Source organism: Jannaschia rubra (assembly GCF_001403735.1).
GTDB classification, from domain to species: Bacteria; Pseudomonadota; Alphaproteobacteria; order Rhodobacterales; family Rhodobacteraceae; genus Jannaschia; species Jannaschia rubra.
This window is the reverse complement of the sequence record NZ_CXPG01000016.1, coordinates 14,857-40,606: the sequence shown is the minus strand read 5'-3', so window position 1 is coordinate 40,606 and position 25,750 is coordinate 14,857. Positions and strand designations below refer to the sequence as shown.

Sequence of the window (25,750 nt, the reverse complement as noted above, 5' to 3'; positions counted from 1 at the left end):
CATGGCCGGGGAACGTGGGAAAAAGAAAACGAACATCCTCGTCTGGATCGTTCTGGGTCTTCTGATCCTGGCGCTTGGCGGCTTCGGCGCTACGGGGTTCGGCCGGTCGGTCTCGACCGTCGCGACCGTCGGCGACCGTGAGATCACCGCGCAGCAGTATTTCGACGCCCTCCGCAATGAACAGGCGCGGTTGCAGGAGCAGACGGGACAGACGATCCCGATGCAGCAGATGGCGCTGTTCGGGATCGACCGGCAGGTGATGGAACGGCTTCTGGCCGGCACGGCGCTGGCAGCCGAGGCCGACCGGATCGGGCTGTCGGCCGGCGACGCGCAGGTCGCCCGCCGCATCCGCGAAACCCCGGCCTTCGGCGGCATCGACGGCACGTTCGACCGGGACTATTACGCTCGTGCGCTGCAGAATGCGGGCCTCGACGAAGCGCGCTATGAGCAGACGGTGCGCGAGGATGTGGCGCGCGAGATCCTGCAGGCTGCCGTGGTGGGCGGGGTCGCCGTGCCCGATGCCTATGCCGATCGCATGGCCGCCTGGATCGCCGAGACACGCGACGTCACGCTGGCCACCGTCACCGTTCCCGATCTGCCGGGTGGTCCCACCGCGCCGTCCGAGATCGACCTGACCGCTTTCTACGACGCGAACCCGGAGCTGTTCGAGACGCCCGAGCGGCGCACCATCACCTACGCCTGGGTCACGCCGGACATGATCGCCGCCGGGATCGAGGTGGACGAAGGGGCCCTGCGCGACCTCTATGAGGAGCGCGCCACCGAGTTCCGGCAACCCGCCCGCGTTCTGGCCGAACGGCTCGCCTTCGCGGACATGGAGGCGGCGGAGGCCGCCCGCGCCGCCATCGAGGCGGGCGAGACCACGTTCGATGCGCTCGTGACCGACCGCGGCCTGACGCTCGACGACGTGGATCAGGGAGAGGTCGCCAGGAGCGACGTGGACGACGCTGTGGCCGACGCCCTGTTCGCCCTGGACCAGCCGGGCATCGCCGGCCCGGTCGAGACGCCGCTCGGGCCTGCGCTCTACCGTGTGAACGCGATCCTGGATCCGACCGAGGTCCCCTTCGACGACGTGCGCGACGACCTTGCCATCGAGTTCAGCGCCGACGCCGCGCGGCGTCGGATCGACGCGGGCCGCGACGGGATCGACGACCTGCTGGCCGGGGGGGCCACGCTGGAGGAACTTGCGGGCGAAACCGACATGGAGGTCGCGACATTCGACTGGGACCCGACCGGCACGGCCGAGGCAGTGGGCATCGCCGCCTATCAGGAGTTCCGTGAGGTCGCTCGCGCGGCCGAGGAGGGCGACTTCCCAGAGTTGGCGTCCCTGTCCGACGGCGGCCTCTTTGCGGTCCGGCTCGACGGGGTCACGCCGCCAACCGTGCCGCCCTTTGAGGAGGTGCGCGGCGCGGTGGAGACCGCCTGGCAGACCGACACCCTGCGCAGGCGCCTGACGGAACGGGCCGAGGAACTGGCGCGCGACCCATCGGCCGACATCGCGGTGACGCCCGAGGTCCTGACCGGCATCGCACGCGACGCCGTGCTTGAGAACACGCCGCCCGCCCTGATCGACCGTATCTTCGAAGCGGAGCCCGGCGAGGTCCTTGCAGTCGAGGGCGACGACACCCGGGCCTATGTCGTGCGGCTCGACGCGATCAACGCAGCCGACCTGACCGCAGGTGACGGCGCGCGGCTGCGCGATGCAGTCGTGGAACGGACCCGTGGCGAACTGGTCGGGGACCTGTTTGAAAGCTATGGTCAGGCGATCCAGGGCGACCTCGGCTTCACCGTCGACAGCCAGGCGGTCCAGGGAGTTCAGGCCCAACTGGGCGGCGCGGGATGATCGCGCCCGACTTCGCTGCCTTCGAGGCCGCGCATGTCCGGGGCGACAATCAGGTCCTCTGGACCCGCCTGCCCGCCGATCTGGATACCCCCGTCAGCCTGATGCTGAAGCTGGCGGAGGCGGAGCCGTTCTCCTTTGTCCTCGAGTCGGTGACGGGGGGCGAGATCCGGGGTCGCTACTCCATCGTCGGGATGAAGCCCGACCTGATCTGGGAGTGTCGCGGCACGGCGAGCCGCGTGAACCGTGCCGCGCGCTACGACCCGACCGCCTGGACCGACGCGGGCGAGCCGCTGGCCGCCATCCGGGCGCTGCTGGAGGAATCGCGCATCGACCTGCCCGACGGGCTGCCCGCAGCCTGTGCCGGGCTGTTCGGCTATCTCGGCTACGACATGATCCGGCTGGTAGAGCATCTACCGGACGTGAACCCCGATACGCTCGGCCTGCCCGATGCGGTGCTGATGCGGCCGTCGGTGGTGGCTGTGCTGGACGGCGTGAAGGGTGAGGTGATCCTGGTCGCGCCGGTCTGGAACCGGAGTGACGCAACGGCGCGAGCCGCCTATGCGCAGGCCGCCGAACGCCTGCAGGACGCGCTCACATCGCTGGGCCGCGCCCTGCCCCAGCCGCGCGATATGGCCGAGCCGTTCGCCCTGATGGAACCCATGTGCAACTTCACCCCCGACGCCTACAAGGCGGTGGTGGAGCGGGCGCGGGACTACATTGCGGCGGGCGACATCTTTCAGGTGGTGCCGTCGCAGCGCTGGACCTTCGACTTTCCGCTGCCGCCGTTCTCGCTCTACCGCGCGTTGCGGCGGACGAACCCCTCGCCCTTCATGTTCCACTTCGACATGGGCGACTTCCAGATCGTCGGCGCCAGCCCCGAGATCCTGGTCCGCGTCTTCGGGTCCGAGGTCACGATCCGGCCAATCGCCGGCACCCGGCCCCGCGGCACGACGCCCGCGCGGGACAAGGCGCTGGAGGAAGAACTGCTGGCCGATCCGAAGGAACTGGCGGAGCACCTCATGCTGCTCGATCTTGGCCGCAATGATGTGGGGCGCGTGGCGAAGATCGGGACGGTCCGCCCGACCGAACGCTTTGTGATCGAGCGCTACAGCCATGTCATGCACATCGTCTCGAACGTCGTCGGGGAGCTGTCGGAGGATCAGGACGCGTTGTCGGCGCTGCTGGCGGGGCTGCCTGCGGGAACGGTTTCAGGCGCGCCCAAGGTTCGCGCGATGGAGATCATCGACGAGCTGGAGCCGGAAAAACGCGGCGTCTACGGCGGTGGCGTCGGCTACTTCTCGGCCAATGGCGACATGGACATGTGCATCGCCCTGCGGACCGGCGTGGTGAAGGATGGGAAGCTCTACGTCCAGGCCGGGGGCGGGGTGGTTCACGACAGCGACCCGGAAGCCGAATGGCAGGAGACGGTAAACAAGTCCCGCGCCCTGCGCCTTGCCGCCGCCGAAGCCGGTCGGTTCGTGGCACGTGGCAACCGCTAGGAGTTGCGCCGGGCGGGGATCCTGGAAAGCGAAGATGGGCGCCGCGGCGCCCTCAAGTCCGGGCCAGCCGCGTCAGAATGCGGTCGAGCGCATTCTTGAACGCGGCGCGGTCGCGGGGGCCGTAGGGCCGCTGCCCGCCCCCCTGCCCTCCGGTCATCCCCTCCATCCCCGGCCGTAGTTCGTGCATCAGGTTGCGGCTGGCGACGGTGTCCCCGATCGACGTCTCGGTGAACTCCCGCCCGCGCGGGTCGAGCGCCGCGCCGCCAGCCCGGATCACCCGCTCGGCGAGCAGGACGTCGGCCGTCACGGTGACGGTCCCGGGACGCGCGACTTCGGCAATGGCGTCGTCGGCCGCATCGAAGGCGTCACCGGCCGCGAAGAAGGCAATCAGCGGATGGTCGGCCACACGCAGATAGCTGCCCGCTACGAAGATGGCACGGACGTCGCGGCGAATTGCTATTTCCGTGATCTCAGCCTTTACGGGGCTGGCATCGGCGTCGATGAGGATCATTTGAAATGCTCCTGAGCGAAGGGGACGGTCATGTCCGCCCCGTCGGTGTGAATGGCAAGATGGCCGTTGCCGAGCCGGACGTCCCGCACCTCGTGTACGCCCGCGATCCGCACGATGGCATGCGGGATGACATGACGGCCGGGCGGAAGAGCGGTGGCGACGCCCTCCGCCTTGACGCGATTGTCGGTCAGCGCAGCGGCGAAGCCCCCGGCCCCTGCGCAGATGGCATCCTCGATTCCCAGGAGGCCGCGGACAGCGGACCAGTGATCGCCGCGCGCGCCGTTGGAGATCCAGATGTTGGTAACCGGAAGCTGCTCGGCCCGACGCAGGGTCAGGAGGGTGTCGCCTTCGGCATGGCGCGCCACGGCCGTCCAACCCAGGCCGATGGGGCCGACCAGGGTGGCGAAATCTTCGGCCTTTTCTTTCGGATACTCACGCAACTCCGGCGCGAGCCCGTCCCAGCGGCTGGTCTGTGGCAACACCGGCGTCTCGGCCGCGAAGGTCAGGGTGGCGCGGCAGTTGGCGGTGAGCGTGCCGCCGCCGGACAGCGCGAACATCGGATGATGCGCGAAGGTGCAGGGCCGGTCGAGATCGAGCATATGCGTTTGATAAAGCACCGGATGATCGTTACGCAACGCGATCCGCGCCGTGACGTGCCCCCGCGACAACCGCCGCACCGCCGTCAGTGCCTCGGGCCCGGCGCGGGTCATTCGCCAAGGCGCATTGGCCGACAACCCGTGCGGCGGACCATGATCGACGTCGTCGCGGCCGAAGGGAGCGCAGACGAAGGTGCCGGCCAGCCGCCGGTCGACCATGGGGATCGCCGAGTCCGCCTGAACGCGAGGGTCGCTGCGCCAGGGCGCGGACCAGAGGACCGACGAGCCGTCGATCACCAGCGAGGGCAGATGGCCGCACGAGGCGTCCCATCGGGCCGAGATGCCGCGCGCCGACAGGATCACAGGAGCGCCTTCAGCCCCCGCGCCAGCACCATCGCGTCGGAGCCGAGCGACACCACCCGCGCGCCTGCCGCGACCCAGCGGTCGGGGTCGGCCGCGAAGACGCCAGGCGCGATGCCGCGGGCGGCGATGCGTGCGATGGCCTCCGTCAGGGCGGCCAGCAGCGCGGGATCGTCCGTCGTCAAGCCCATGTCGGCAGCAAGGTCGGCCGGGCCGAGAAAGACGCAGTCCACGCCCGGCACCGCGCAGATCGCTTCGAGGTTCACCAGGGCTGCCCGGCTTTCGGCCTGAACCCAGACCGACACGTCGGCATCCGCACGATCGACGTATCCGGGGTCGAGGCCATACATCGCGGCCCGCGCCACGAAGGCGCCCATCCCGCGCACGCCATAAGGCGGATAACGGCAGGCGGCGACGGCCTTTCGGGCCGCATCGGCGTCGTCGACCATGGGCACCAGCACCGTGCGTGCCCCGAGGTCGAGCGCCTGCTTGAGGATCCACGCCTCGTTCACCGGCACCCGGACCACGGCGTCGGGCGCAGCGATGAGGCGGCGACGGATGCAGCCCGGGTCCCAGGCGCCGTGCTCCCCGTCGATCACGATCCAGTCGAAGCCCGCGGCCGCGGCAAGCTCCGCCGCTTCCGGCCCCGGAAGGTTCTGCCAGATGCCGCGCGTGACCGCGCCGGAGGCGATCCTGTCCCGAAGGCTGTTCATGGCTCCGGGCGTGCCACGCACCGTCCCGGGCAGGCAAGCGGAAAGGATAGCGAAACCGTGCGGGTTTTCACACACGCTGGAACGACCGCATCAAGTTCGCCCCGCAACCGGTTCACGGACAACGGTCGGACAACGGTTGCATATTCCGCTTTCGATCTTCGCGCCTGCGCTGCTAGTCTCGGGGTTCAAACGGGGAGGGAGCCCCGTCCGGGAGGGAGAAAACGCATGAAGTATCTGTCGTCGGCGTCCATCGCCGCCATAAGCCTTGCCTTCGCCACCGAGGCGCTGGCCGTGGAATGGAACGTGTCCGTCTGGGGCAAGCGGCGCGAGTTCACCGAACACATCGAGAAAATCGCCGAACTGGTCGAGGAGCGGTCGAACGGCGATTTCACCATGGCCATCAGCTATGGCGGCCTGTCGAACGAGCGCGAGAACCTGGACGGCATCAGCATCGGCGCCTTCGAGATGGCGCAGTTCTGCGCGGGCTATCACCCCGACAAGAACCGCGCGATCACCGTGCTGGAACTGCCGCTGATGGGGGTCGAGACGCTGGAGCAGGAAGTGGCCGTCGCCCGCGCGATCTATGCCCACCCCGCGGTGCAGGACGAGATGGCGCAGTGGAACGCCCGCCTGATGATGACCAGCCCGATGCCGCAGTACAACCTGGTCGGCACCGGCGAGCCGCGTGCGACGGTCGAATCGCTCGATGGTCTGCGGGTGCGTGCGTCCGGCGGCATAGGTGAGCTTCTGGCGGCCGAGGGCGCGGTGCCCACGTCGGTCACGGCGACGGAAGCCTACAACGCTATGGAATCGGGCGTGGTCGACGCCGTATCCTTTGCGCAGCACGCGCATCTGTCGTTCCGCACCATCGACGTGGCCGACTGGTGGACGGAGAACCTGAACCCGGGCACCGTCAACTGCCCTGTCGTCGTCAACATCGACGCCTACGAGGCGCTGTCGGACGAGAACAAGGCGATTCTGGAAGGCGCGGTGGACGATGCGATCCAGCACTATCTGGATCAATATGCCCTGCTGCTTGAGGATTGGGACAACGTTCTGGAGGAGAAGGAGATCGAAAAGGTCCGGTTCTCCGACGAGGAACTGGCCCGGCTGGCCGAGGAGGCACAGCCCATTCACGAGGCGTGGATCGCGGAGATGACGGCGCAGGGCCTGCCCGGTCAGGAACTCTACGATCTGGCGAGATCCTCGCTGGCCGAGGCCAAGGCCGCAGGCAAGTAGATCCTCCCGCCCCCGCCCGAATGATGGGCGGGGGCGTTTGCAACTCCGGGAACCGTCATGTCCACCCCGTCCTCCGTCCTGGCTGACGACAGCCTTCTGTCGCGCATCGACCGCAGCGTGTTCCGGTTCGAGAGCCTTCTGAACCTGCTGGCGGGTTGCGTGATCTTCGCACTGGTCTGCCTGGCTGTATGGAATGTCGTGGGGCGCTCGGTCTTCAACGCGCCGGTGCCGGGGTTCGTCGACTGGACCGAACAGCTGATGGCGACCTTCGCCTTCCTCGGCCTCGCCTATGCCCAGCGGGAGGGGGCGCACATCCGCATGGACATCGTCGTGGGGCGTCTGTCGGGGCGCAGGCTCTGGGCGGCGGAATGGCTGTCGGTGCTGTTCATGCTCCTGATGGCAACGGCGCTGATCTATGGTACCTGGTTCCATTTCGATCGCAGCTTCGATGTGTCGAAGCCGCTCTGGAGCAACGACAGCACCATCGACATCGGCCTGCCGCTCTGGCCGTCGAAGCTGCTCATCCCCTTCGCGCTGGCAGTGCTCTGGCTGCGGCTGGCGTTGCAGCTTTGGGCCTATGGGCGGGCATTCCTGCGGGCCGATCCGGCACCCGTGGCCGTGCCGCTTATCGAGGATCCGGCGGAGCAGGCCAACAAGGAAGCCGCGACCGTCGCAGGCGCCAGGGTCGACCGGAATGGATAACCTGATCGACATGAAGGCCCTGCTGGAGGGTGTCGACGTCTTCGACATGTCGCTGTGGCTGTCGGGCCTGCTCCTTATCCTGGTGGTCATCGGCGTGCGAGTGGCCTTCGCTGCGGCCTTCATCGGGTTTCTCGGCCTCTGCCTGTTCTTCATGCAGAAGCAGGGGTTCGACCAAGGTCTCGTCACGGCGGCGAAGCTCGTGGGTCAGGTGCCCCATTCCAAGACGACGAGCTATGCGCTGTCGCTCATCCCCACTTTCATCCTGATCGGCTATCTGGCCTATTATGCGGGCCTTACGCGCTATCTGTTCGAGGCCGCGAAACGGTGGATCGGCTGGACGCCGGGCGGCATGGGGGTGGCCACCGTCTTTGCCACGGCAGGGTTCGCGGCTGTGTCGGGCGCGTCGGTCGCGACCTCGGCCGTTTTCGCGCGCATCGCGATCCCCGAGATGCTGAAGCTCGGCTACGACAAGCGGTTCGCGGCCGGCGTGGTTGCTGCGGGCGGGACGCTGGCGTCGCTGATCCCGCCCAGCGCGATCCTGGTAATCTATGCGATCATCGTGGAGCAATCCGTGGGCAAGCTGCTGCTGGCGGGGTTCCTGCCCGGCGCGGTCAGCGCGGTGATCTATGCCGGACTGGTGATGGGGCTGGCGCGCCTGCGCCCGTCGCTGGGCCCACCGGTGGGCGGCTTCACCTGGAAGCAGCGATTCCAGAGCCTGCCGGGCGCCGCGCCCATCCTTCTCGTCGTCCTCATCATCGTCCTTTCGATCAGCTTCGGCTGGGCGACCCCGACGGAGGCGGGCGCCCTGGGCGCGGGCGTCGTGCTGGCCATGGCGCTTTGGCAGGGGATGCGCTGGCGGGAGCTGAAGGGCGCGCTGATGGAGGCGGCGAAGCTCTCGGTCGTCATCTTCGCGATGATCTGGGGCGTGCTGATCTATGTCCGCTTCCTGGGCTTTGCGAAACTGCCCGACCATTTCGCAGACTTCATCGCCGGCCTGCCCTATTCGCCGTACGTCGTCCTGATGTGCATCCTGCTGGTGTATGTCGTGCTGGGCATGTTCATGGATGCGATCGGCATGCTGATCCTGACCCTGCCGGTCACCTTTCCCGCCGTCATGGCCCTCAATGGCGCGGTCGGCGGCGAGGCGGGCGCCCTTGGCATGACGACCGAGGAATGCGCGATCTGGTTCGGCATCATCGTGGTGAAGATGGCCGAGCTCTGTCTGATAACGCCGCCCATCGGTCTTAACTGCTTCGTGGTTGCGGGCGTGGCGCAGGATGCGCGGATGGACATATCAGTGCAGGACGTCTTTCGCGGAGCATCGCCTTTCTTCGTGGCGGACGTGGTAACGGTGATCGTGCTGGTCGCCTTTCCCGGCATCGTGCTGTTCTTGCCCAACCTTCTATGAGTCGCCACCCAAGGTGACGCAACAATCAGAAAGATTTGATCCCCCTGCGGCAATTTTATCCGCCGCAGCCTGTTGACCCCCGACGCCCGGTCGGTATGGATGGCGCAGGTGCGAAGGAAACGCGGATGACCACGCTTCTCGTAATTACCGGACAGGGATGCATGGGCTGAGGGATCGGCGACCATAAAGGTGACCATGCGCCCTCCGGTGGATCCCCCCCCCGGAGGGTTTTTACTGAGAGGCGGACGGCCGGAGGATTTGGAATGATGAACAAGCAGACGGGCGGCAAGCAGATGACCGGGGCGGATATGGTCGTGAAGGCGCTGGTGGATCAGGGCGTGGACACCATTTTCGGCTATCCCGGCGGTGCGGTCCTGCCGATCTATGACGCGATCTTCCAGCAGCAGAAGATCCGCCACATCCTCGTCCGCCACGAGCAGGCCGCCGTCCATGCGGCCGAAGGCTATGCGCGCAGCACGGGCCGGATCGGCGTGGCGCTCGTGACCTCCGGGCCGGGAGCGACGAACGCCGTGACCGGCCTGACCGATGCGCTGATGGACAGCATTCCGGTCATCGTCCTGTCGGGCCAGGTGCCGACCTTCATGATCGGATCGGACGCCTTTCAGGAGGCGGATACGGTCGGCATCACCCGGCCCTGCACCAAGCACAACTGGCTGGTGAAGGACACCGCCGACCTGTCAGCCGTCCTGCACGAGGCGTTCCATGTCGCCACCTCGGGCCGACCCGGTCCGGTGCTCGTGGACATCCCGAAGGACGTGCAGTTCGCCTCGGCCGGCTATGTGCCGAAGACGCGCGTGGCGACCTCGCATTATCAGCCCCGCCTGCGCGGGGACGCGGCCGAGATCGAGCGGATGGTTGAGCTCATCGAACGGGCCGAGCGGCCCGTGTTCTACACCGGCGGCGGGGTCATCAACTCGGGGCCCGCCGCGTCCCGGCTCCTGCGGGAGTTCGTGGGGGCAACGGGCTTTCCAATCACCTCGACCCTGATGGGGCTGGGCGCCTACCCTGCGTCGGGCGAGGCGTGGTTGGGGATGCTGGGGATGCACGGCCTTTACGAGGCGAACATGGCGATGCACGGCTGCGACCTGATGATCAACGTCGGCGCGCGGTTCGACGACCGGATCACGGGCGTGCTCTCAGCCTTTTCGCCTCAGTCGAAGAAGGTGCACATCGACATCGACGCATCCTCCATCAACAAGGTGGTCAAGGCCGATGTCCCGATCCTGGGCGATGTGGCGCATGTGCTGGAGGATGCGCTCGCGCTGTGGAAATCGCGCGGGTCGAAAACCAATGCGGCCGGACTGGCGAAGTGGTGGAAGAAGATCGAGGGCTGGCGCGCGGTCGATTGCCTGAAGTTCCGGCAGGATGGCCCGACCATCAAGCCGCAGCATGCCGTCGCTCGGCTGGAGGCGCTGACCAAGGGGCATGACCGCTACATCTGCACCGAGGTCGGGCAGCACCAGATGTGGGCTGCACAATACCTCGGCTTCGAGGACCCGAACCGCTGGATGACCTCCGGGGGCCTCGGCACCATGGGCTACGGCTTCCCAGCGTCCATCGGCGTCCAGGTGGCGCACCCGGATGCGCTCGTCATCAACGTGGCGGGCGAGGCGTCGTGGCTGATGAATATGCAGGAGATGGGAACCGCCGCGCAATACCGCCTGCCGGTCAAGCAGTTCATCCTGAACAACGAACGGCTCGGCATGGTCCGCCAGTGGCAGGAGCTTCTGCACGGCGAGCGCTACAGCCATTCGTGGTCTGAATCCCTGCCCGATTTCGTCAAGCTGGCCGAAGCCTTCGGGGCCAAGGGCATCCGCTGCTCCGACCCGGCCGATCTGGACGAGGCCATCGCCGAGATGATCGCCCATGACGGCCCGGTGATCTTCGATTGCCTGGTCGAGAAGCACGAGAACTGCTTCCCCATGATCCCGTCGGGGAAAGCCCACAACGAGATGCTGATGGCCGAGGCGGGGACCCAGGGCGTCATCGACGCCAAGGGATCGGTCCTGGTCTAGCGCGCATCGGGGCGGTCGCCCGCCCCCATGCCCTGCCTAACCGCCAAGCATGCCGCCCGGCGTCATGTCGGCCTCGATCGTGCCCAGTTCGGTCGCGTCGATCGTGCCCGACCCGTCGGCGTCGTAGCGGTTGAACAGGAGCGCATTGTACTCCGCCTCGTCCACGCCGCCATCGCCGTTGAGGTCCATGTTCTCGTATTGACCCACCTCGGTCAGGCCGCTGCCCCATTCGGTCGCGTCGAGCAGGCCGTTGCCGTCTGCATCGAAATTCGCGAACGTCCCCATCGAGCCGAAGCCCGCGACGAATTCCTCCGCTCCCAGAGCGCCATCGCCGTCGGTATCCCACGCGGCCTGGGCAAGCACAGGTTGGGCCAGCATCATCGCGGCGCCGATGGTCGTTGCGGTCAGTAGTGTCTTCTTCATGTCGGTCGATCTCCTGTCACGGTTCGGACGGCAACATGCCGGCCCCTCGATCCGGGTCTGCGCGACGTCTTCCCTCTTCGCCACCTGACGGTGGGGTCGCTCCGCCATCCGGTCGCTTGTCGCCCACGTGCCGGCAGAACCATGCCCAAAACCGTTCCGAATTCCGCCGACGGCGGGATCGCTCCGTACGGCTGCACGGAGCGTTCCAAAAAAAAGGGCGACCCTGCAGGATAACGCATTCTATCCGGTGAGACCCAACTGAAGCCAGAGCTGCCGTGATCGTCGCGACAGGTCGCCCCTCTCGCGGTGTCTTTGAAGTTGGCGCTCGCTGTCGAGACGCTCCGATCTGCGAAAATTTTTCCTCGCAACTCACTCATTGGGCTAAGGAAGATAGAAATCTCGCGTTTTAGCGGTTTTTGCTTCGTTTCAAGGCGATATAGCCAACATCCTATCGCGACAGGCTTGACCGCCCTCGTCGAGGGTGTGGCGGAAGAAGTCCACCGTTCCTTAACTTAAATCCGCCCCGGATTTATGGGAGAGTTTCTAGTTCAATGATTAGGCTGCTTTTTTTCGCAGCGTTCAAGCTTGCATGGAAGGCTTCCTCTGCTTCTTTAGGCGTGACGTAGCGAATAGCGCTGTGGAAACGCGTCTTGTTATACTGGTCGACCCATTTCGACGTTTCCCATTTGACCTGATCAGCGGAGTTCCAGGGACAAGAAAACCTGATGACCGAAGTGCCCCAAGATTTGCAGACGCTTCGCCCCCTGACTTTGAGGTCGGGAGGTCGACAAGGGGACGAGCCGTGACAGCGATGAGTTCGAGCGGGATGCGGTCGCGCGGATCACCGAGCGAGGTTGCCCGGTCAGCGGGGTGTCGGGGCGGCTCGGGGTAGGTCCATATTCGCCCTCCGCCTGGAAAGGAAGTTCGCGACGACGTCACCCGGCGATGGTGGAAAGGATACCGGGATCGGGCGTCTGAAGCGCGAGCTGGCGCGGGCGATCGAGGAGCGCGATACCCGGAAAAAAGGGCGAGGCTTGTCCGCCATCGGTCCGAGGACGATGCCCAGCGCGTACTTCGCGCGGGAGTTCCGATGAAGTACGCCTTTGTTCAGGCGCATCGCGAGGAGTTCGGCGTGCGGGCCAGGGAAGATGCCCGGCAGACTTCACTGATCCGCGATGCCTGGCCTGACAGCGGCAAGGTCTACGGCTACCGCAAGCTGCATGACGATCTACGGGACCCAAGGCGAGACGTGTTCACCGAACCGCGAGGCTCGCAAGCCGTGCCACGCGGGGATCGCAGCCCGGATCGGTTGCCGGCGAAGGCCAGGGCGGCAAGCCGGCGGTCGCTGCTGAAAACAGGCTGGACCGCCAGTTCGAGGTCCCCTCTCGTGGTTTGCTGGCGAACCATTGCCGGGCGTTGGATGCAACCCCGGATGACAGCGGAGCTCGCCCTTACAGGCGGTGCTCACGGCCGTCCGCCGCAGGAAGCCCAAGGACACCGTCTTGGTTCACCCAGTTCAGGGCAGGCAGTTCTGGAGCCACGACTGGAGAACATTCCTGTCGCAGCACGATCTCGAACCCGGCATGAGCCGACGCGGAAATTGTCATGACAGCGCAGTCGCGGAAAGCTTCTTCCAGCTTCTCGAGCGGGAACGGATCCGGCCATGGGCCTGCGCGACCCCAGAGGCCGCGCGGCAGGACGTGTTCGAGTACATCGAGACATTCGACAACCCCAAGCGCAAACACACGAACGGGATGCTGTCGCCCGTCGAATTCAAGACACGGCAGCAAAATACTGAACAAGGCAGGCGTCCACGAAACCAGGAACACCTCCAGGGACCGCATGGCGTAGGACTCTCGGAGGTCTCACGCCCTACGGATCCATCTGCACAATCTGGACATCAGAGCCAATTGATCCATCCTCGACCCGATCCACCAAATGCCGGGACTGAACAGCTAGGCAGTGCACAAAGCGGGGAGCCGCAACGATCACGCGCCTCGGCCGCTCCGCCTGGTGCATCGACAAATAGAGCGACACGCATCTACCGGTTTCGTCCAGGGCCGTGCGAAGCCCGCTGTGGTCGGACCCGGTTTCGCTGCGTACGATCATCCATGGAAAGAAGCGGCCAGAGGCTTCGTCTCTGAACAGCCCGATGTCGAGGATGTTGCAGCCTTCGTCGGCAAGGCACCCGGCGACAGCTGCGGTCAGGCCTCGGTTGGACGACCTGACCCGGTGACGATCAGGTTGCGCACCACGTCAGCATTCCGGCAGGTTGACGGCGATGCCGCCGGTGGAGGTTTCCTTGTACTTCGTGCTCATGTCCTGACCGGTCTGGCGCATGACCTCGACGCAGTTGTCGAGTGGCATGAAATGCGTGCCGTCGCCGCGCAGCGCGAGAGCGGCCGCTGAAACCGCCTTGATCGCACCCAAGGCGTTGCGCTCGATGCAGGGCACCTGGACCAGCCCGCCGGCCGGGTCGCAGGTCATGCCCAGATGATGCTCCAGCGCGATCTCGGCGGCGTTTTCGATCTGGGCATTGCTGCCTCCCATCGCGGCGCAAAGCCCGGCCGCCGCCATGGCAGCCGCGCTGCCAACCTCTCCTTGGCATCCGACCTCGGCGCCGGAAATGGACGCGTTGGCCTTGATGATTCCGCCGATCGCCGCGGCGGTCAGCAGAAAGTCGCGTCGGGCATCGTCCGACAGGCCGTCGCAATGGTCCTGCCAATACCGCAGCACCGCGGGAACGGTCCCGGCCGCGCCGTTGGTGGGGGCGGTGACGACGCGACCGCCGGCGGCGTTCTCCTCGTTGACCGCCATGGCATAGACGCCCATCCATTCGTTCGCGACATGGGGCGACTGGCGGTTGCTGAACCGCTCCGCCTCCAGCTTGTCGCGGATCGCCTTGGCACGACGTCGGACCTTCAGCCCGCCCGGCAGGATACCCTCCTGGTTGAGCCCCCGGTCGATGCAACCGTTCATCGCCAAAGCAAGCTCATCGAGCCTCGCGTCCAGATCGGCGACCCCCCCGGCCACCTCGTTGGCGCGCTTCATCTGCGCGATGCTGAGCTTCGCCGCCGCGCCCATCTCCAGCATCTCGCGTGCCGTGCCGAAGGGATAGGGATAGCTGCGCCCGGCCTTCGCGTCGTGCAGGGCGACCCCGCGCTCCTTGCTTTCGCGCTCGGCCAGCAATTCCGTCTCGGTCATCACGAAACCGCCGCCGACCGAATAGTAGGTCTGCGTCTGATGCGGGTTCCCGCGCTTGTCGAAGGCGCGGAAGATCATGCCGTTGGGGTGATGCGGCAGGGCCGGGCCATAGTCGAAGACCAGATCCTGCGCCGGGTCGAAAGCCAACGGCGGCAGGTCCGGCAGGTCGAGCGTCCGGCTTTCCGCCAGCGCCGCGAGCATGTCGTCGGCCGCGTCCGGGTCCATCGTATCCGGCCGTTGTCCCAGCAGCCCGAGCATCACGGCGCGGTCGGTCGCATGACCCTTGCCAGTGAAGGCGAGACTGCCGTGCAGCGAAACCCTCACCGACGCGGGCGCACCACCGCCGGGGATCGGCTCCGCCGCACCGCGCAGGTCGTCGAGAAACCGCTCGGCGGCGACCATCGGCCCCATCGTGTGCGACGACGAGGGACCGATGCCGTGCTTGAAGACCTCGAAGACCGAGATGAACATGGACTCACCCGTAGATCGGAAAGGCGTCGCAGATCGCGCGAACTTCGGCGCGGACCGCTTTTTCCACCTCGGCGTCGCCCTCCGGGTCGGCCGACAATGCCTCGATCACCCGCAGGATGAGGGTTCCGACCTTGCGGAACTCCTCCTCGCCGAAGCCGCGCGTGGTGCCGGCGGAGGATCCGAGGCGGATGCCGGACGTGACGAAGGGCTTTTCGGGATCGAAGGGGATGGCGTTCTTGTTGCAGGTCAGGCCGGCCCGCTCGAGCGCGATCTCGGCCGCCTTGCCGGTTACACCCATTGGGCGCAGGTCCACCAGGACCATGTGGCAGTCGGTGCCGCCTGAGACGATGCCGAGCCCCCCCTGCTTCAACGTGTCCGAAAGTGCCTGTGCATTGGCTACTACCTGCTTGGCATAGACCTTGAACGATGGGTCCAGCGCCTCGCCGAAGGCCACGGCCTTTGCCGCGATCACATGCATCAGCGGCCCGCCCTGATTGCCTGGAAAGACGGCGGAGTTGAATTTCTTGGCCAGGTCCGCGTCGTTGGTCAGGATGATCCCGCCGCGCGGTCCGCGGAGGGTCTTGTGCGTGGTCGAGGTGACGACATGGGCATGGGGCACCGGATCTGGATAGACGCCCGCGGCGACAAGTCCGGCATAGTGGGCCATGTCGACCATCAGCCAGGCCCCGACCTCATCGGCGATCGCTCGGAACGCGGCGAAGTCGATGTGACGCGGATAGGCCGAGGCGCCGGCGATGATGAGCTTCGGACGCTCGGCCAGCGCGATCTCGCGGGCCTTTTCCATGTCGATCAGGTGGCTGTCCTCCTCCACCTCGTAGGAGACGACATCGAACCACTTGCCCGACATGGTCACCGGCGATCCGTGCGTAAGATGCCCGCCGTGGGCGAGCGACATCCCCATGATCTTGTCGCCGGGCTTGAGGAGCGCGAGGAACACCGCCTGGTTTGCCTGCGCGCCGGAATGGGGCTGGACGTTGACGTATTCGGCGCCGAACAGCTTCTTCAGGCGATCGCGGGCGATATCCTCGACCGTGTCCACATGTTTGCACCCGCCGTAGTAGCGGCGGCCGGGATAGCCTTCGGCGTACTTGTTCGTCAGGACGGAGCCCTGCGCGGCCATGACATCGCGGCTGACGATGTTTTCGGAGGCGATCAGTTCGATCTGGCTCTGCTGACGTTCCAGTTCCAGCGCGATGGCGTCGGCGATGGCGATGTCGGTGATCCGGTCGGTGGTCTTGTCGAGCATGTCACTCTCCCTTTCTCGGGGCGAAGAGGTGGGGGGCGGCTACCCGGAGGCGGCCGTCGTCACATCGGAAGGCATCTCCGGTCAGAGGCCGGCGGCAAGCTCCGCGCGGCCGGTGTCCAGAAGGTCGCGCACATGCGGCGCGAAGGAGCGCCAGACATCAAGGCGGAACGCATCTTCGGCGTCGCGCCAGAGGATCACCGTCGCGCCGTCGAAGACGGTGCGGACCGCGCGGCCGGGGGTCAGCCGGGACAGGTCGCGCGGGCAACCGATGGTCATGAGCGTGAACGCGGCGGGACCGGTGATGCGATACGTCAGTTCCCGGTCCGAGATCTCGACCAGGCTATGGGGCGTCTGGTCGTAGATGGTCGCGAAGGCCTCCACGATGGCATCCCGCTCGCCCTCCGGCGCGGTCACCAGCCATTCGTCGGGCCCCAGGCAGACGACGGCGCGTTCGCCATGCCGGACGACATTGCTCACGCCGGTCGGCAGGGACAGCCCTAGGGTCAGGCCGGCGCGGTCCCGCCCCGCCTCGCCCACGCGCAGCGAGAAGCGGGCGTCGGGGGCCAGATCCTCGATCGTGACCCAGGGGAAGTCGTGCTTCTGGTTGGTCATCGTCCTGTCCTCCTCAGACTTTCAGCCGCTCGCCTTCGGGATCGTAGAAGGCCGTGGTGGTGATCTTCGCCGCGTGGTTTCCGTCGGGCATGGGAACATAGACCTCCCGTCCCTCCATCTCGTGCCCGCCTTCGATCAGCGCCATGGCGAAATGCCGCCCGAGTGCCGCGCTGTAGTAGGACGAAGTGACGTGCCCCAGCATCTTCATCGGCTTCGGCTGGTTCGGGTCGGCGACGATCTGCGCCCCCTCCTCCAGCTTCACCTTCCCGTCGCCGGTCATCAACCCGACGAGCTGCTTGCGCCCCGGCGCGACCAGATCGGGGCGCGCCAGCGAACGCATGCCCACGAAATCGGGCTTCTTCTTGCCGACGGCCCACGACAGGTTCGCATCGCCGGGCGTCACCGTGCCGTCGGTGTCCTGACCGACGATGATGAAGCCCTTTTCAGCGCGCAGGACGTGCATCGTCTCGGTGCCATAGGGGCAGATGTCGTATTGTGCGCCCGACTTCATCAGCGCCTCCCACAGTGCCAGACCGTGGCGCGCGGGGACGTTGATCTCGAAGCCCAGCTCACCCGTGAAGCTGATGCGGAACAGGCGGGCGGGAAAACCGGCCACGCGGCATTCGGCGACCGACATGTGCGGGAATGCCTCCGCTGACATGTCCTGCCCTTCGACCAGCGGCTCCAGCACGCGACGGGCGTTCGGTCCGTTCAGGGCGATGGTCGCCCATTGTTCGGTGGTGGAGGTGAGCCAGACGTCGAGGTCGGGCCATTCGGTCTGAAGATAGTCCTCCATCATCGTCAGCACCCGTGCGGCGCCGCCGGTCGTGGTGGTGACGTGGAACAGATCCTGTGCCAGCCGGCCGATCACGCCGTCGTCGCGGATGAACCCGTCCTCGCCCAGCAGCAGGCCGTATCGGGCGCGGCCGATCCCCAGCTTCGTCCAGGGGTTCGTGTACATGCGGTTCATGAATTCGACCGCATCCGGTCCCTGTACCTCGATCTTGCCCAGCGTGGATGCGTCGAAGATGCCAACCGAATTGCGGGTCGCGGCACATTCCCGCGCGACGGCGGCGTCCATGTCCTCGCCTGCCTTGGGGAAGTACCACGCCCGGCGCCAGAGCGAGACCGGCTCGAACGCCGCGCCATGGCTTTCCGCCCAGGCATCGATGGGGGTCTTGCGCGTGACCTCGAAATGACCGCCGCGGTGATAACCCGCGAAGGTGCCGAAGGTCGTGGGCGTATAGGGCGGGCGGAAGGTGGTCAGACCGACCTGCGGCGGCGCCTTGCCCACCGCGTCCGACGCGATCATCAGGCCGTTGATGTTGGACATCTTGCCCTGATCCGTGGCCATCCCGTTGGTGGTATAGCGCTTCACGTGCTCGATGGAGCGCATGCCCTCGCGCACCGCCAGCCGGATGTCCTTGGCCGTCACGTCGTTCTGGAAGTCGACGAAGGCGCGTGCCCGGCCGGGCTGGCCGTCGGTCGGCAGTTCCTTGTGGGTGACGCCGGTGCCGGGGCGGTCGCCCTGCACCTCGATGCGGCTTTCCTGTGCCTCGTGCCCCAGTGCCACCGCCGCCGCCACGCCCGCCGCATTGCCATCGGACAAGGTTGCCTCATACCCCCACAGGCCGCGACCGGCGCCGGCGATGTGACAGTCTTCGGCCGAATAGTCCGGCAGGAACGCCTGAAGCGCATCGTCGAACTTCAGCGTGCCCTTCGTATGCGAGAACAGATGCAGGCTGGGCGTCCAGCCGCCACACATCAGCAGACAGTCGCAGGCGACGGCTCGCCCGTCCGTGACCTTGCCACCGCTGACGCGGGCCACGCGGACGGATTTCACCCGCAGCCGGCCTGAGGTGCCGGTGACGGTGTGCCCGGCCAGCAGGTCGATGCCGCGCCGCTTCGCCTCCTGCGCCAGGTCGTCGCGCGGGGTGTCGCGCGTGTCGACGATGGCCGCGATGCGGGTGCCCGCGTCGGCGAGGTCGAAGGCCGCGTAATAGGCGCTGTCGTGACTGGTAACGATCACGGCCCGGTCGCCCACCTTGACGCCGTAGCGGTTCAGATAGGTCTGCGCCGCACCCGCCAGCATGACGCCGGGGCGGTCGTTCCCGTCGAAGACCAGCGGCTTTTCCAGCGCGCCCTGCGCCAGGACCACGCGGTTCGCCCGGACACGCCACATCCGCTCGCGCGGTGCGTCGGCGGGCACATCGTCCAGATGATCGGTCAGCTTCTCGCACAGCCCGACCATGTTCTGATGATAGTAGCCGATAGCCGTCGTGCGCGTCATCCGCCGCACGCCCAGGCGGTCCAGTTCGGCCAGTTGGGTCGCCAGCCACTCCCAGGCGGGGGCGCCTTCGATTGTCACGTCCGGGTCGGACAGGAGCGATCCGCCCATCTCGGCGTGCTCGTCCATCAGCGTCACCTCGGCCCCTGCCCGGGCGGCGGCCAAGGCGGCGGCGATCCCGGCGGGTCCGGCGCCGACGACCAGCAGGTCGGTGTGCAGATAGCGCGAGGCATAACGGTCGGGGTCCAGATCCTCGGGCGGGCGGCCCAGACCCGCGGCGGCGCGGATGATCGGCTCATAGACCCGGTCCCAGAAACTGCGGGGCCACATGAAGGTCTTGTAGTAGAATCCCGCCGAAAACAGCATGTACATGCGGTCGTTGATACCGCCCACGTCGAACTTGAGGTTCGGCCACTTGTTCTGGCTCTCGACTGTCAGGCCCCGACGCAGCTCCTGCGCGGTGGCGCGGGTGTTGGGCTCGAACCGGCCCTTGCCGCGCGAGGTGCCGACCAGCGCATTCGGCTCCTCGGTGCCGGCGGCCACGGGGCCACGGGGGCGATGATACTTGAACGACCGGCCCATCAGATGAACGCCATGCGCCAGCAGCGCCGAAGCGATGGTATCGCCGCGATAGCCCTCGTAGGACGTGCCGTCGAACGTGAACCGGACCGTCTCGCCGCGGTTGACGCGGCCTTTGCCGGAAACGCGATAGGTGCTCATTCCGCTGCCTCCTTGCGGTCCAGATCGGGACGGGCCTCGCCAGCCCTGTACGTGGTCAGGAACTTGTCGCTCACGGTGTCGCGGGCGGCGTTGAAATAGCGCGCGCAGCCGTGGACATGGCGCCAGCGCTCGTAATGGGTGCCCTTGGGGTTGGTGCGGATGAACAGGAAGTCGCGCCATTCCTCGTCCGACAGGGCGGAAGGATCCTTCGGCCGCTCGATGTGGGCTTCGCCCGCATAGGCGAACTCGAGCTCCGGCAGCGTTTCGTCGCAGTAGGGGCAGTGGATCAGAAGCATCGCATGTCCTCCCTCAATGCGCGACGGCCGCGGCGGCGGCCTCGTCGATGAGGCGTCCGGTTGTGAAGCGCTCCAGCGTGAAGGGCGCGTTGATCGGGTGCGGCTCGTCGCGCGCGACCGTATGGGCCAGCGTATGCGCGGCCCCCGGCGTGGCCTTGAACCCCCCCGTGCCCCAGCCGCAGTTGACGTAGAGACCTTTCACCGGCGTCTTTCCGACGATGGCCGACCGGTCCGGCGTCACGTCGACAATTCCGCCCCACTTCCGCAGCATCCGCATCCTGGTGAAGATTGGAAAGACCTCGCAGATGGCAGCGAGCGTATGTTCGATCAGCGGCAGGCCGCCGCGTTGCGAATAGCTGACGTACTGGTCGGTGCCCGATCCGATCACCAGCTCGCCCTTGTCCGACTGGCTCATGTAGGCGTGGACCGCGTTCGACATGACGACGCAAGGGAAACAGGGCTTCACCGGCTCGCTGACCAGGGCCTGCAGCGGATAGCTTTCGAGCGGCATCCGGACGCCCGCGCTCTGCATCACGACGGAGGTGTGGCCGGCGGCGGACACCGCGACCTTGCGCGCACGGATGAACCCCCTCGCGGTGTCCACCCCCTCGACCGCACCGTCCACGCCGCGGCGGATCGCGATGACAGGGCAGTTCTGGATGATGTCGACGCCCCGCGCGGCGGCGGCGCGCGCATAGCCCCAGGCCACGGCGTCGTGCCGCGCGGTCCCGGCGCGCATCTGTAGCGCGGCGCCCATCACCGGATAGCGCGCATCCCGGGAGATGTTAAGCGGCGGACAGAACTTCTTGGCTTCCTCGGGCGTCAGCCAGCGGTTGTCCACGCCGTTCAGACGATTGGAATGGACATGACGCTGGAAGCTCTGCACGTCGTGGACGTTGTGGGCCAGCATCATAACGCCGCGGCGCGAGAACATGACGTTGTAGTTCAGCTCCTGGCTCAACCCCTCCCAGAGGTCGAGCGCGTGGTCGTACATCTTCGCGCTCTCGTCATAGAGGTAGTTCGAGCGGATGATCGTGGTGTTGCGCCCCGTGTTCCCGCCGCCCAGCCAGCCCTTGTCGATAACCGCGACGTTGGTGATGCCATGCTCCTTGGCCAGATAATAGGCCGCGCCGAGACCATGGGCTCCGGCGCCGACGATGACGACGTCGTATTCCTTCTTGGGTTCGGAATCGGGCCATTGCTCGCGCCAGCCCTTGTGGCCGTTCAGCGCGTTCTTCAGCAGGGACATGGCGGAGAAATGGGTCATGGCGATCCTCATGGATTCTCGGTCCGCGTCACAATGCCGTTTCCGCTGCGGAAACCGCTGGATCAATGCGTCACTTCCGCATTAGGATTGCGACATGCCACTCATCGAGACACCGCCCCATCGGCCGCGCCTGAACGTCGGTTTCATCCTGACGCGGGACTTCACGTTGTCCGCCTTCGCGAATTTCGTGGACGTGCTGCGACTGGCCGCGGACGAAGGCGATCGGTCCCGTCCGATCCTGTGCAGCTGGCGCGTCCTGTCGGCGCGGTTGAACCCTCTTCGATCGAGCTGCGGGATCGCCGTCTTTCCTGACGAGCGCCTGGGCGATCCGACGCGCTTCGACTACATCGTCGTCGTGGGCGGGCTGATCGACGGGACCGAGACGCTCGGCCCCGAGGAGATGGCGTTCCTCCGGCGCGGCGCCGCCGCCAAGGTGCCCCTCATCGGCGTCTGCACCGGGGCCTTCGTGCTGCATCATGCCGGCTTGATGCAGGGGTATCGCTGCTGCGTCAGCTGGTTCCATCACGACGATTTTCTCGAACGGTTCGAGGGGCTCAAGCCGGTCTCGGACCAGGTCTTCGTCGTGGACCGCGACCGGCTGACCTGCTCCGGTGGCGCGAGCTCGGCCCATCTGGCCGCGTTTCTCGTCGACCGCCATATCGGCCGTGCTGCCGCGCGCAAGAGCCTTCACATCATGATCATCGACGAAGCCCTGGCCGCGGAAGACCCCCAGCCCGGCCTGCCGCTGGAGCTGCTGACCCGCGATCCGCTGGTCCGTCGCGCGCTTCTGCATGCGCAGCAGAACCTCGACAGCGCCACGAGCGTCGGACGCACGGCCGAGCGCCTGGGCGTAGGGCGGCGCAAGCTGGAACGGCACTTCAGGGAAGCCCTCGGCCTCAGCCCGAGCGAGGCGTTCCTGCGTGTGCGCCTGTCGCACGCTCGGTTCCTGCTGAACCGGACGGATCGGACGGTGACCGAGATCGCGGCCGAGGCCGGGTTCTGCGACGCCTCGCACCTGATCCGAGTGTTCCGGGAGCGGGAGGGCGAGACGCCGGAGGTCTGGCGGCGCAAGACGGCGCCGTCGATGTTGCTTTAACGGATCGGGGGCGGCCCGTCGCCGGACCGCCCCCGCCGTTGTCCCTTGTCTGCGATCAGGCGGTCACGCCGACCCGGGGGGTCAACCCGAAGGTCGCCATGCTGACCCCGACGTAGAGCAGGGTCGAGATGACGCATCCCATCAGCGGCCCTTCGACCCAGCCCGCGTCGGTGAACAGCAGCATCCCGCCCGAGGTCACGAACCCGCCCAGCATCGCGGCGAGGGCACCCCAGGCGTTACCGCGCCAGATGGACGAGACAAAGACCGGCCCCACCAGCGTCGCCAGAAGCGTGCCCGTCCCCAGGATGCCGAGGAACGACAGAAGGAAGGGCGGCGCGAACAGCATCATGAGGAGCCCTGTGACACCGAAGACGACCACCGCAAGACGGTTGATGTTCAGGGTCAACCGCGGGTCGTGATGACCGGGAAAGATCGCGACGCGCAGGTCGTGCGAGGCAGCCGAAGCGACGGTATGGAGCAGCGAGTTCGCCGTCGATTTCATCGCGAAGAGGATGCAGAGCGTGATGAAGCCGCCCGAGGCCGGATGCAGAAACGTCTCAAGGTAGATCGGCATTGCCTGGTCGGCATGTTCCAGCCCCGGCATCTTGACCCGCATGTAGAGACCCACGACCGGGATGATCGACAGGATGCAGGCGAAGGGCGCCACGAACATGCCCGCGTGGTGGAACTTCACGTCCGGGCGGAAAGCCAGGAACCGGACCGCCATGAACGGCAACACCGCTGCAAAGAGGAACGCATAAGGGAGCACCAGGAACACCGAGCCCTTGGCCTCCCCGTAGGGCCGCGCGGTCGCCGGATCGACCAGCGCGGGGTCGATGGCGCGAAGCTGCTCGACGAGGGCGAAGGGTGAGAGGTCGCCGAAGATCTGGGTCGCGATGATGACCGCGCCCAGCAACATGCCCATGAGCATCAGCGTATCCGTCCAGGCGACCGCCGTCAGGCCACCCAACACGGTGTAGAGAATGATGATCGAGATCATCAGCGTTGCGCCCCATTCCTCCGGAAAGTCGAGCCAACCAGCGGCGAGGATGCCGACCGCCTTGATCTGGCTGGTCAGGAACACCAGAAGCAGCACGATGGTGATGACCGCGGCGACGCCCTGCACCCAGCGGCTGAGGCTGCCGTCGCCATGCAGCCGCGCTGCGTATTCGGGAATGGTGCAGCTTCTCATCTTTTGCGCGCGCCTGGCGAGGTAGCGGGCGAAGAACAGCACCGCGATGACCATGGCGGGCGCGAACATGAAGTTGCCCAGAAGCTCGGTCGCCCCGAACTCGTAGGCCACGCCGGGGGAGCCCATGAAGCCCCATCCCGAGAAGCCCGTCGCAACGATGGTCGAAGCGCCCACGAACGGGCCGAGCGACCGCCCCGCGATCAGGAACCCGCTTTCGTCGTCGCCTTCGGCGATCGTGCTCGACCGCCAGCCGAGCCAGATCAGGACCGCGAAGGAAATCGCCATGATGGTCCAGTTGAGCCAGAGTATGTCGTCCATTGTGTCTCCTCCTCATGGGCGGACCGCACCGGGCGGCCCTCCGGTCGCCAATGCCCGTCAGCGGGGCTTTCGAAGCGCGCCCGCGACGAACATCACAAGGGCGAGCAGGATCGTCGCGGCATTCAGCCAGACGAACCAGTTCAGGATCCAGGAATCGAATATCATCATGCGCTTGTCCTCCCGTGATCGGCGCGTGACTTCAGGTCCGGCCAAATCGGGCCGGTGGACTCCGGGCGGCAGTCACACCGCCCGGCTGGTCATTGCAGGATCGGCAGCGGTGCCTGGCCCTGACCGTCTTCCTCCGCAAGACGTTCAGGATCGGCAACGGGAGCCGGGGGTCGCCGCGGTCAGGCGGCCTTGGCCTTGCCCTTTACGATCAGATGCTCGGGGCCGTAGGGGAATCCGGTGATGTTGCGGTTGCCGCCGTCCTCGATCACCAGGATGTCGTGTTCGCGGTATCCACCGGCGCCGGGCTGGCCCTCGGGGATGGTGATCATCGGCTCCATCGACACGACCATGCCGGGCTCGAGAACCGTCTCGCAGTCCTCGCGCAGTTCCAGCCCCGCCTCGCGACCGTAGTAGTGGCAAAGCACCCCGAAGGAGTGGCCGTAGCCGAAGCTGCGGTACTGAAGCAGGTTCTCGACCGCATACATCTCGTTCAGCTCTTCGGCGATTTCCGAGCACTTCTTGCCAGGCACCAGAAGCTCCTTGCCGCGATCGTGGACCTTGCAGTTGAACTCCCACAGCCGCAGGTGCTCGTCGCTCGCCTCCTCCGCGAACAGCGTGCGCTCCAGCGCGACATAGTAGCCCGCGACCATGGGGAAGCAGTTGAGCGACAGGATGTCGCCGCGCTCGATCCGGCGCGAGGTGACGGGATTGTGCGCGCCATCGGTGTTGATGCCGGACTGGAACCAGGTCCAGGTGTCCAGGATCTCGGCATGGGGCCAGGTCCTGGCGATCTCGCGGATCATCGTCTGCGTCGAATGCAGCGCGACCTCACGCTCGGGCACGCCAACGGCCGTCGCCTCGACGCAGGCCGCCCCGCCCACGTCCGCGATGCGGGCCATCTCGGTGATGTGGTCGATCTCCTCCGCGGACTTGATCATCCGCAGGCGCATCGACGCGGCAGCGATGTCAACGAAGTCGATGCCGGGAAACTCCTCCTTCAGCAGGTTCAGCGTCTCGATGTTGACATGGTCGAACTCGATCCCGATGCGCTTGGCCTTGCCGACAAGCTGACGGATGGCATGGAAATAATTGTCCTTGCGCCAATCGGTATAGGTGACGTTGTCGCCGAAGGTGCGCCGCCAGGGCTGGCCGCCGTCGATGCCCGCACTGATCGTGGTGGCATGGTCCTGGTCGATGACGAGGCCGTAGCGCCGCCCGAACTGGCAGTAGAGGAAATCGGAGTAGTAGTTGATGCAATGATACGAGGTGAACAGTGCGGCGTCGATGTCCGCATCCGCCATATGCGACCGGATCGCGTCCTGACGACGCCGCATTTCGGCGGGCGTGAAGGTCGGCACAGCCTTGTCGCCATTGCCGACGTAGTTCTGAAGACGTTCGCGCTCCATGGTAGCTCCTGTCGATATGAGGGTATCTGATCCTTTCAATAATGACCCAACGTCATTTTCCTTGTCAAAAGACCGCTTTTCATGATCCACATGAATAA

20 protein-coding genes and 1 pseudogene are annotated in these 25,750 nt (G+C 66.3%); 8 read left to right on the top strand and 13 right to left on the bottom strand.

The features are described from left to right. The first annotated feature begins 1 nt into the window (after position 1). Positions 2 to 1,861, top strand: coding sequence for a peptidyl-prolyl cis-trans isomerase (locus JAN5088_RS08035; RefSeq protein ID WP_055682313.1), 1,860 nt, complete (start codon positions 2 to 4; stop codon positions 1,859 to 1,861). After that, on the top strand, positions 1,858 to 3,360 hold the full coding sequence (gene trpE, locus JAN5088_RS08030; RefSeq protein WP_055682312.1) for an anthranilate synthase component I: 1,503 nt from the start codon (positions 1,858 to 1,860) through the stop codon (positions 3,358 to 3,360). The genes JAN5088_RS08035 and trpE overlap by 4 nt, the downstream gene beginning before the upstream one ends. Positions 3,361 to 3,412: 52 nt before the next feature. On the opposite strand, the gene JAN5088_RS08025 is transcribed toward trpE, so the two are convergent. The 3 genes from JAN5088_RS08025 to JAN5088_RS08015 are packed head-to-tail and all read right to left on the bottom strand — an operon-like array spanning position 3,413 to position 5,540. After that, the gene (locus tag JAN5088_RS08025) at positions 3,413 to 3,871 is read right to left on the bottom strand and encodes a DUF188 domain-containing protein (RefSeq protein WP_055682311.1); all 459 of its coding nucleotides are present in this window, start codon (positions 3,869 to 3,871) and stop codon (positions 3,413 to 3,415) included. Next, positions 3,868 to 4,830 (bottom strand): hypothetical protein, encoded by a 963-nt coding sequence (locus JAN5088_RS08020; protein ID WP_055682310.1) that lies wholly within the window; start codon positions 4,828 to 4,830, stop codon positions 3,868 to 3,870. The genes JAN5088_RS08025 and JAN5088_RS08020 overlap by 4 nt, the downstream gene beginning before the upstream one ends. Next, positions 4,827 to 5,540, bottom strand: a complete 714-nt coding sequence (locus tag JAN5088_RS08015; protein WP_055682309.1) for an HpcH/HpaI aldolase family protein — start codon at positions 5,538 to 5,540, stop codon at positions 4,827 to 4,829. The genes JAN5088_RS08020 and JAN5088_RS08015 overlap by 4 nt, the downstream gene beginning before the upstream one ends. Positions 5,541 to 5,765: 225 nt before the next feature. Here JAN5088_RS08015 and dctP point away from each other — a divergent pair, with 225 nt between their 5' ends. From dctP to JAN5088_RS07995, 4 genes are all read left to right on the top strand, one after another. Then, positions 5,766 to 6,779, top strand: coding sequence for a TRAP transporter substrate-binding protein DctP (gene dctP / locus JAN5088_RS08010; RefSeq protein ID WP_055682308.1), 1,014 nt, complete (start codon positions 5,766 to 5,768; stop codon positions 6,777 to 6,779). Positions 6,780 to 6,836: 57 nt separating this feature from the next. After that, entirely contained in the window at positions 6,837 to 7,481 is a 645-nt protein-coding gene (locus JAN5088_RS08005; RefSeq protein WP_055682307.1) for a TRAP transporter small permease subunit, read from the top strand. Continuing rightward, positions 7,474 to 8,889 (top strand): TRAP transporter large permease, encoded by a 1,416-nt coding sequence (locus JAN5088_RS08000; protein ID WP_082429890.1) that lies wholly within the window; start codon positions 7,474 to 7,476, stop codon positions 8,887 to 8,889. The genes JAN5088_RS08005 and JAN5088_RS08000 overlap by 8 nt, the downstream gene beginning before the upstream one ends. Before the next feature lie 266 nt (positions 8,890 to 9,155). Beyond that, entirely contained in the window at positions 9,156 to 10,925 is a 1,770-nt protein-coding gene (locus JAN5088_RS07995) for an acetolactate synthase 3 large subunit (RefSeq protein ID WP_055682398.1), read from the top strand. 36 nt (positions 10,926 to 10,961) lie between these two features. Here JAN5088_RS07995 and JAN5088_RS07990 read toward each other — a convergent pair whose 3' ends face one another. Both JAN5088_RS07990 and JAN5088_RS19655 read right to left on the bottom strand, forming a co-directional pair. Continuing rightward, positions 10,962 to 11,348 (bottom strand): EF-hand domain-containing protein, encoded by a 387-nt coding sequence (locus JAN5088_RS07990; RefSeq protein WP_055682306.1) that lies wholly within the window; start codon positions 11,346 to 11,348, stop codon positions 10,962 to 10,964. 529 nt (positions 11,349 to 11,877) lie between these two features. Next, positions 11,878 to 12,075, bottom strand: a complete 198-nt coding sequence (locus JAN5088_RS19655) for an integrase core domain-containing protein (protein ID WP_143114760.1) — start codon at positions 12,073 to 12,075, stop codon at positions 11,878 to 11,880. 113 nt (positions 12,076 to 12,188) lie between these two features. Here JAN5088_RS19655 and JAN5088_RS18235 point away from each other — a divergent pair. Then, positions 12,189 to 13,150 (top strand): annotated as a pseudogene (locus JAN5088_RS18235) (IS3 family transposase); the annotation flags it as partial. A gap of 454 nt (positions 13,151 to 13,604) precedes the next feature. Here JAN5088_RS18235 and JAN5088_RS07980 read toward each other — a convergent pair. The 6 genes from JAN5088_RS07980 to JAN5088_RS07955 form a co-directional block, all read right to left on the bottom strand. Continuing rightward, on the bottom strand, positions 13,605 to 15,023 hold the full coding sequence (locus JAN5088_RS07980) for an L-serine ammonia-lyase (protein ID WP_055682304.1): 1,419 nt from the start codon (positions 15,021 to 15,023) through the stop codon (positions 13,605 to 13,607). A gap of 4 nt (positions 15,024 to 15,027) precedes the next feature. Continuing rightward, a complete protein-coding gene (gene glyA, locus JAN5088_RS07975) occupies positions 15,028 to 16,290 on the bottom strand; it encodes a serine hydroxymethyltransferase (RefSeq protein ID WP_055682303.1) in 1,263 nt (420 codons plus the stop codon). Positions 16,291 to 16,371: 81 nt separating this feature from the next. Beyond that, positions 16,372 to 16,902 carry a sarcosine oxidase subunit gamma gene (locus JAN5088_RS07970; RefSeq protein WP_055682302.1) on the bottom strand — a complete coding sequence of 177 codons (531 nt, stop codon included), beginning with the start codon at positions 16,900 to 16,902 and terminating at the stop codon, positions 16,372 to 16,374. 13 nt (positions 16,903 to 16,915) lie between these two features. Further along, positions 16,916 to 19,909 (bottom strand): sarcosine oxidase subunit alpha, encoded by a 2,994-nt coding sequence (locus JAN5088_RS07965; protein ID WP_055682301.1) that lies wholly within the window; start codon positions 19,907 to 19,909, stop codon positions 16,916 to 16,918. Next, complete coding sequence (locus JAN5088_RS07960) at positions 19,906 to 20,205, bottom strand: sarcosine oxidase subunit delta (protein ID WP_055682300.1); 300 nt, start codon at positions 20,203 to 20,205, stop codon at positions 19,906 to 19,908. Before JAN5088_RS07960 ends, JAN5088_RS07965 begins: the two co-directional genes overlap by 4 nt. A gap of 13 nt (positions 20,206 to 20,218) precedes the next feature. Continuing rightward, complete coding sequence (locus JAN5088_RS07955; protein WP_055682299.1) at positions 20,219 to 21,472, bottom strand: sarcosine oxidase subunit beta family protein; 1,254 nt, start codon at positions 21,470 to 21,472, stop codon at positions 20,219 to 20,221. 94 nt (positions 21,473 to 21,566) lie between these two features. Between JAN5088_RS07955 and JAN5088_RS07950 the strand changes: the two genes are divergently transcribed. Further along, positions 21,567 to 22,568 carry a GlxA family transcriptional regulator gene (locus JAN5088_RS07950; RefSeq protein ID WP_055682298.1) on the top strand — a complete coding sequence of 334 codons (1,002 nt, stop codon included), beginning with the start codon at positions 21,567 to 21,569 and terminating at the stop codon, positions 22,566 to 22,568. 55 nt (positions 22,569 to 22,623) lie between these two features. On the opposite strand, the gene JAN5088_RS07945 is transcribed toward JAN5088_RS07950, so the two are convergent. Then, positions 22,624 to 24,078 (bottom strand): sodium:solute symporter family protein, encoded by a 1,455-nt coding sequence (locus tag JAN5088_RS07945; protein ID WP_055682297.1) that lies wholly within the window; start codon positions 24,076 to 24,078, stop codon positions 22,624 to 22,626. A 347-nt stretch (positions 24,079 to 24,425) separates the two neighbouring features. Continuing rightward, on the bottom strand, positions 24,426 to 25,652 hold the full coding sequence (locus JAN5088_RS07940) for an aminopeptidase P family protein (RefSeq protein ID WP_055682296.1): 1,227 nt from the start codon (positions 25,650 to 25,652) through the stop codon (positions 24,426 to 24,428). Between the last annotated feature and the right edge of the window lie 98 nt (positions 25,653 to 25,750).

What these genes read in the sequence shown, in the direction of transcription:
- JAN5088_RS07980 (WP_055682304.1), bottom strand. Translation starts at nt 15,023, where the DNA reads ATGTTCATCTCGGTCTTCGAGGTCTTCAAGCACGGCATCGGTCCCTCG.
- JAN5088_RS08035 (WP_055682313.1), top strand. Translation starts at nt 2, where the DNA reads ATGGCCGGGGAACGTGGGAAAAAGAAAACGAACATCCTCGTCTGGATC.
- JAN5088_RS07955 (WP_055682299.1), bottom strand. Translation starts at nt 21,472, where the DNA reads ATGACCCATTTCTCCGCCATGTCCCTGCTGAAGAACGCGCTGAACGGC.
- JAN5088_RS07950 (WP_055682298.1), top strand. Translation starts at nt 21,567, where the DNA reads ATGCCACTCATCGAGACACCGCCCCATCGGCCGCGCCTGAACGTCGGT.
- JAN5088_RS07940 (WP_055682296.1), bottom strand. Translation starts at nt 25,652, where the DNA reads ATGGAGCGCGAACGTCTTCAGAACTACGTCGGCAATGGCGACAAGGCT.
- JAN5088_RS08025 (WP_055682311.1), bottom strand. Translation starts at nt 3,871, where the DNA reads ATGATCCTCATCGACGCCGATGCCAGCCCCGTAAAGGCTGAGATCACG.
- JAN5088_RS07960 (WP_055682300.1), bottom strand. Translation starts at nt 20,205, where the DNA reads ATGCTTCTGATCCACTGCCCCTACTGCGACGAAACGCTGCCGGAGCTC.
- JAN5088_RS07945 (WP_055682297.1), bottom strand. Translation starts at nt 24,078, where the DNA reads ATGGACGACATACTCTGGCTCAACTGGACCATCATGGCGATTTCCTTC.
- JAN5088_RS07990 (WP_055682306.1), bottom strand. Translation starts at nt 11,348, where the DNA reads ATGAAGAAGACACTACTGACCGCAACGACCATCGGCGCCGCGATGATG.
- JAN5088_RS07965 (WP_055682301.1), bottom strand. Translation starts at nt 19,909, where the DNA reads ATGAGCACCTATCGCGTTTCCGGCAAAGGCCGCGTCAACCGCGGCGAG.
- JAN5088_RS08015 (WP_055682309.1), bottom strand. Translation starts at nt 5,540, where the DNA reads ATGAACAGCCTTCGGGACAGGATCGCCTCCGGCGCGGTCACGCGCGGC.
- JAN5088_RS08005 (WP_055682307.1), top strand. Translation starts at nt 6,837, where the DNA reads ATGTCCACCCCGTCCTCCGTCCTGGCTGACGACAGCCTTCTGTCGCGC.
- JAN5088_RS08000 (WP_082429890.1), top strand. Translation starts at nt 7,474, where the DNA reads ATGGATAACCTGATCGACATGAAGGCCCTGCTGGAGGGTGTCGACGTC.
- JAN5088_RS07970 (WP_055682302.1), bottom strand. Translation starts at nt 16,902, where the DNA reads ATGACCAACCAGAAGCACGACTTCCCCTGGGTCACGATCGAGGATCTG.
- dctP (WP_055682308.1), top strand. Translation starts at nt 5,766, where the DNA reads ATGAAGTATCTGTCGTCGGCGTCCATCGCCGCCATAAGCCTTGCCTTC.
- JAN5088_RS07995 (WP_055682398.1), top strand. Translation starts at nt 9,156, where the DNA reads ATGAACAAGCAGACGGGCGGCAAGCAGATGACCGGGGCGGATATGGTC.
- trpE (WP_055682312.1), top strand. Translation starts at nt 1,858, where the DNA reads ATGATCGCGCCCGACTTCGCTGCCTTCGAGGCCGCGCATGTCCGGGGC.
- glyA (WP_055682303.1), bottom strand. Translation starts at nt 16,290, where the DNA reads ATGCTCGACAAGACCACCGACCGGATCACCGACATCGCCATCGCCGAC.